This is a genomic window from Paenibacillus sp. MER TA 81-3, from assembly GCF_023713585.1.
In the GTDB taxonomy this organism is placed as follows: domain Bacteria; phylum Bacillota; class Bacilli; order Paenibacillales; family Paenibacillaceae; genus Paenibacillus_B; species Paenibacillus_B profundus.
In genome coordinates this window covers 24,801-30,918 of sequence record NZ_JAMAWB010000039.1, presented here as the reverse complement: position 1 = coordinate 30,918, position 6,118 = coordinate 24,801, and the positions used below count along the sequence as shown (strand labels likewise).

Annotated in this window: 6 protein-coding genes; 4 read left to right on the top strand and 2 right to left on the bottom strand. The window is 49.4% G+C overall.

The annotated features are described in order from the left end of the window. Positions 1-493: 493 nt before the first annotated feature. Complete coding sequence (locus M3650_RS30865) at positions 494-1,393, top strand: transposase (protein ID WP_251580161.1); 900 nt, start codon at positions 494-496, stop codon at positions 1,391-1,393. Positions 1,394-1,796: 403 nt separating this feature from the next. Here M3650_RS30865 and M3650_RS30860 read toward each other — a convergent pair whose 3' ends face one another. Together M3650_RS30860 and M3650_RS30855 are read right to left on the bottom strand one after the other, a co-directional pair. Beyond that, positions 1,797-3,275, bottom strand: a complete 1,479-nt coding sequence (locus tag M3650_RS30860; protein ID WP_251580160.1) for an arylsulfatase — start codon at positions 3,273-3,275, stop codon at positions 1,797-1,799. Between the two features lie 100 nt (positions 3,276-3,375). Further along, positions 3,376-3,561: a hypothetical protein gene (locus M3650_RS30855; RefSeq protein WP_251580159.1), complete on the bottom strand. Its 186-nt coding sequence runs from the start codon at positions 3,559-3,561 to the stop codon at positions 3,376-3,378. A gap of 92 nt (positions 3,562-3,653) precedes the next feature. On the opposite strand from M3650_RS30855, the gene M3650_RS30850 reads away from it, so the two are divergent. Genes M3650_RS30850 through M3650_RS30840 form a run of 3 tightly spaced genes read left to right on the top strand, consistent with a single transcriptional unit; the run spans position 3,654 to position 6,111 of the window. Then, positions 3,654-4,325 (top strand): chromate transporter, encoded by a 672-nt coding sequence (locus tag M3650_RS30850; protein ID WP_251580158.1) that lies wholly within the window; start codon positions 3,654-3,656, stop codon positions 4,323-4,325. Between the two features lie 45 nt (positions 4,326-4,370). Beyond that, positions 4,371-4,907 (top strand): chromate transporter, encoded by a 537-nt coding sequence (locus tag M3650_RS30845; RefSeq protein ID WP_251580157.1) that lies wholly within the window; start codon positions 4,371-4,373, stop codon positions 4,905-4,907. Then, complete coding sequence (locus M3650_RS30840) at positions 4,900-6,111, top strand: ROK family protein (RefSeq protein ID WP_233695876.1); 1,212 nt, start codon at positions 4,900-4,902, stop codon at positions 6,109-6,111. The genes M3650_RS30845 and M3650_RS30840 overlap by 8 nt, the downstream gene beginning before the upstream one ends. Positions 6,112-6,118 lie beyond the last annotated feature (7 nt).

The following is a 6,118-nucleotide window of genomic DNA, read 5'->3' as shown; positions in this document are numbered from 1 at the left end:
CCTTAACCGCTCCGACCCGACTATATTTTGAATAAACATCTTAGCAATACTCTCCCACTCATTCAGGATGCTACATCTGATTTCTCATCGAATTCTGTGGATTACTTTAAGGGCCATACCTTATTGCTGCATTCTCATACGTTAAATTAGTGTAGCTCCCATCCGTTTTTTCCTCCGATAATCATGTTCAAATCCTTAACCGCTCCGACCCGACTATATTTTGTAGACATCTTAGCAATACTCTCCCACTCATTCAGGATGTTACATCTGACTACTTACTGATTTTAGTAGACCACTACCTGATTTCAACAAATCACTCACTGATTTCAACAGATTGACTTACAAAAAAATCGCCAGCAAATATTAGTCAAACCACGGCCCAATAAATGCCGACAAACCTTGAATTACGAACATTTGTTTGGTATAATAAAAACATAGAACATACGCTCCGTTTTTGAACCTGTTACGAGAACGGATTGAGGAGGATATTTCGATGAAAAGATGGCAAGCTGTTGACACTTTAGAGAACCTACAGCGTTATTTTCGTACAGAGTCCTCCTGTGTGACCTTTTTGTTTCAATTGAAATGGCCGCAAGGCTTTGTGTGTCCACGCTGCCATCATGCCCATGCCTATGTCATCCGGACGCGCCGACTTCCTCTGTATGAGTGCCGAGCTTGCCGCCATCAGGCCTCCCTTATTGTTGGGACGGTCATGGAAGGTAGCCGCACGTCCCTACGGAAATGGATCACCGCGTTCTGGCTCGTTTCCCGTTCTGATATCGGAATAAATGCAGTCAAGCTCAGCTCAATTATTAAGGTTACATACAAGACCGCCTGGTCGATGCTGCACAAGATCCGTGCTGCGATCAGCCTTGCCGATGCTGGCCAGCCACTCGAAGGCAAGGTTCGAGGCATTGTGGCTTTCCATGGCTGCTCATATCCCTCGACGGCAGACCTTCATCCCCGGGAAACTCCTCTCATCATCGCTGAATCCGTCACGCCAGACGAGGAGTTGATGGATGTAAAGATGAAGCTTGTTAAGCGAGACTGTGTTTCCCACAAGCTACTGCTCCGCTCCGCATGTGACCACTTCATCGCTCACCATGTCTCGCAGACCGCTTCCGAGATGTCTATCATCCGCCAGCGTTTGCGGGTCGATCGCCGTGGCCGCCTATATGCAGCATTCAATCAAGCACGGGATTGGATGAGCAAGACATTTCATGGGATAGGAGCAAAGTATCTTCAGATGTACTTGGATGAATTCTGTTTCCGTTATAATTTGGACACCGCTCTTACCTCCACGTGGGATAAGTTAATTTCCTTGTGCGTATCTTCTTCCATTTCAGTGCAACGTTACACCTCGGACTGCACAGCACGTCACGCTGCCGCATGAGGCGCCATAACACACAGTTAAGCATTGGGTACACTTATGCACCTTCGTATCACGCGGTTGAGCATTGGGGTACACTCATGTCTACTTCATACCACGCGGTTAAGCATTGGGGCACATTCATGTCTACTTCATACCACGCGGTTGAGCATTGGGGCACATCCATGTCTCCTTCGTATCACGCGGTTAAGCATTGGGGCACACTCATGTCTACTTCATACCACGCGGTTAAGCATTGGGGCACATTCATGTCTCCTTCATACCACGCGGTTAAGCATTGAGTACGCTCATGAATTTTTACCTGAGCAAAGGGGAGAGTGGCTATAAGCACCAGATGAGAGGAACATCTTCCTCAAAATTAAAAAAAGGAGTCACAATTGTGACCCCCAATTACAACCAATATTTTTCACATTATATGAGACAGACAAGCAATCGGGTTACAGCCTACGATGAGCTTCTCTCCATCACTGTAACCTTCTTCCCGCCCTTCTAGCTCGCGGATGAGCACTTGACGCCAATGCAGCACGCGTTCCTGCGCGTCTGCATCGTTAACGGCGTTATGCAATTCGTTCGGATCATGCTCCAAGTTGAAATACTGCTCTTCTCCCGACTGCGAGAACCAAATGTACTTTTCCTTCCCATTCGTCACCCAGTGGTTCGACGCATTGCCCTGGGCTTGTTCCCCATGAAGATAATCACGCCACCAATCCGTATTAACTCCACGCGCTACACCGATTACGCTCTTTCCATCAACGCTTGAAGGTACTGCTACGCCGGCCGCATCCAGCAGCGTCGGCATAATATCGCGCATTTCCACGACCTCTTCTGCCACAGTACCCCGCTTCAAGCCAAGACGGTTGCCGGGATCGTTGACGATAAACGGAACCCTCGTACTGCCCTCATATGGCAGCGACTTGCGGAACAGATTATGATCTCCCAACAGTTCACCGTGATCCGACGTGAACACAATGATCGTTTCGTTTAATTCCCCGTATTCGTTCAACACCTGGAGGAACCGGCCGATTTGGTGATCTAAATGAGTAATTAACGCATAATAGGCAGCCATGGCATATTTCAAACGCCGCTTCGGCACATTGCCTCGGAATGTGACCGGATTGAGACCTTCCTGTGCCAGGTCTTCTTCATCCGCCCAATCCCCGACTGGGGGATCCGGAATTTCGATATCTTTATATAAATCCAAGTAAGCTTGCAGCGGATCGAGCGGCGGATGAGGCCGCACAAACGACATCCAAAGGAAGAACGGCTTACTCGGGTCGCGTCGGCGCAAAAAATCGATCGACTGTGTCACCACCCAGTTCGTAGGGTGAAGCATCTCCGGCAAATGCCAAGGACGCGCAACCGTCGATGCATTGCAGTCCAGGCCAAGAACGGTCAAGTCGGCTCCCGGCACACGCTCTCTTAACCATACTAAATAATCGTCCACCTGGTCGAAATGCTCGTGTGCGGGCACATTATGGCGAAAACGATTATGGTGCAAGTAGCCATCGTGCATGACGACATTATGGAACCCAAGCAGATTGCGCGCAGGATACACATGCATCTTGCCCACGCACTGCGTATGATAGCCTGCCTTCGCCAGTTCACCCGGCAACGTCGTGTCATATTTCCACGGAACACAGTCCCGGTAACCGACACGCCCATGAGAACGCTGCGATTGTCCAGTAAAGATGGCTGCGCGCGCTGGAACGCATGTCGGTGTCGCCGAATAAGCGCGGTCAAAGCGGACGCCCGTGCGTGCAAGCTCGTCCAGGTTCGGTGTTTCTACAATTGGATGTCCTGCAATGCTTAAGCAATCGAATCGCATCTGATCAACCGTGATGAGCAGTACGTTCGGGCGTTTGGAAGTGGTTTTCGTGTGCGTCATCGTCAGTCTCCTTAATTTGTATTGACTTATTATCGCAACATTTCCCTTCTCTCCTGCAACTTAATACTAATATGAATAAAAGTGTGCTGCAACTATCAATTTAGCAGTTCGTCTCCCATCCAAACCATAAATGTTCATGATATATCGGCCAAGTCACAACAAACTTCTTACTCGGGTTATGGCAAGCTTCTAATATTGATTTCCCAATTCCTTCAATATGAGTGAAGGATAAAATAACAAACTGTGCACCTCCCACTTTCAACAAGTATTCAGCTTCCATTTTCATGAATATAGGCACTCCTTTATTCCAAAATGAAATAAAGTAAGTTATACTTAGTGTTGAAAGGATTCCATTTTCCATGAAGGGATGATTACCGAATGAACCGACACGCACCAAACACGCTACACGTGCCGAAGCGTACCCTTCTGCTCCAATTGTTTGCCATCTTCTTAAAAATCGGACCAACCACCTTCGGGGGAGGTTATGCAATATTACCTGCGATCGACCGCGAGCTGACTGAAAAACGCAAATGGCTTGACGCTGATGAAATGAGTGAGATTACCGCATTATCTGGAGCTGCTCCCGGCGGAATCGGAGTCAACGTCGCTGCGCTCGTCGGCTTCCGTATAGCAGGCATTCCCGGATTAATCGCTGCAGTAACTGGCATTGCGCTGCCCACGATCGCAATCATGCTATTGTTATGTGCCGGTGCAACTGGCTTCCGGAATAATTCTTATGTTCAAGCCGCGCTCACCGGTATTAAACCAACTGTAATCGCCTTAATCGTCTATGCGGCGGTTCGACTCGGCCGACAATCGCTCCATAACGTCTTTGCGTGGGTCGTCACGTTAACTTCGACGGCGCTGCTCATGTGGACACCCATTCATCCAATTCTCGTGCTCGCTATCGGCTCCGCGGCCGGACTCGCAATGGAATGGTTTCAACACGGCAATCATAAGCATGACCGCCGAGGCAAGATCTCCAAGCCTTCGGATTCAATTGTAAAGCTAGGAACTCATCAACACCAATCAAAGCAAGCGCAGGGATAAAATCAGCAAGATACTCCCGTATTCACGCAGAAAGAAGGATGCAGCATGTTATGGGACTTATTTTGGACATTTTTCAAACTGGGATTTGTCTCATTCGGCGGCGGCTATGCAATGCTGCCCGTCATCGAGCATGAGGCGCTGTCACATCAATGGTTAACTGGTCAACAGTATACGGAGGCTGTTGCGCTTGCGGGCATGGCTCCAGGTCCGATTGCGATGAACAGCGCCGTCTATGTTGGCTACATGGCTGCGGGCTGGGCCGGAAGCTTAATTACGGCTCTCGGGATTATATTGCCTTCCGCTATCATCATGTTCTTGGTTGCCACTATTTTCTACCGCGTGTATGATAATCATTGGGTGCAGTCTGCACTCGACGGCATGAAGCCGGCAGTCATCGCCTTAATCGCTTATGCGGCGGTCAACATGACGATGCACTCCGACTTTACATCCGGATGGAACTGGGGATTGCTTCTTCCTGTCATTATCTTTGTCTGTGCCATGTTGGCGCTTATGAAGCTCCGTATGCATCCGATTGTCGTCATCCTATTATCAGGAATAGCGGGGATTATCGTATATGGATAAAACTTTGGAACAACGCATAACTTCCTTGAAGGGCAAGGAAGTGTTTCAACAAATACGCCGCACCAATGAAATTTCAAAGCATGATCTGCTTCAAGACAGCGGACTCACGGTCAGCACGCTTACTCGTGTGCTGGAAGAGCTGGTTGCGCTTGGCTTCATTACAGAGAGCGGATTAGGCGTCTCGACTGGCGGACGCCGTCCGATATTATATCGCGTGCGTCCGGAATACGGGTATGCCTTCGGCTTAGACATTTCGCGTACATCTTCCCGGCTTATTATGCTGGATATGGCAGGGATGAAGCTGGAGTCGATCGTATGGACGATGAATCAAAATATGACACCAGATACTTTGATGGCGCGCGTAACGGAACAAATACGAATTTGGTTAGACATGCATCAATTGAAAGCAAATGAAGTACTTGGTTTGGGAATAGGCGCTGTCGGACCTTTGAACCGGTTTGACGGCGTCGTTTTGCATCCGAGTTATTTCCAAGCGCCAGGCTGGGAGAACGTGCCCATTGTCTCCAAGCTGGAAGAAAGCCTGAAGTTTCCGGTCATGCTTGATAATGGTGCGAATACAGCCATACGGGCAGAGGCCTGGGCGAACCGTTCCTTGAATGTGCAGCATATGCTTTACGTCCATGTAGGCATCGGGCTTCGCTCCGCTATGATGTCTGAAGGCAAGCTAATATACGGTGCGGTTGATATGGAAGGCGCCTTAGGCGCGATGATTATTCAAGCAGATGGTGTTCCACATCGTTCGGCCGGCGGCAATTTTGGTTGTTTAGACTCTTATGCCACCGTCTATGCCCTGGAACGGGAAGCGAACGCGGGGCTCCGCATGGGACGTCGCAGCTTGCTGGAACAAATGGCGGAACGTTCCGAGACCGTTACGTTCTCGCACATTATGGAGGCTTTACAGCGGCGCGATCCGTTCGTGACGGAGCTGGTAACCCAAGCGGCCACCTATTTCGGCATCGGTCTCGCGAATTTGTTGAATGTCCTCCATCCCGAGAAGGTCGTACTGGGCGGTCCGCTCATGAGCTCCAACGATCTATTTTTCTACACCGCTACCCAGACGGCCATTCGTAAGACATATCATTATCCGCAATATCAGGTCGTCTTCAGCAAGGGAAGCTACGGAGAGGAAGCGCTGGCCATCGGAGCCGGCCTAATGATATTGGATCGTATCACAGCAGTATAAGGAGGCC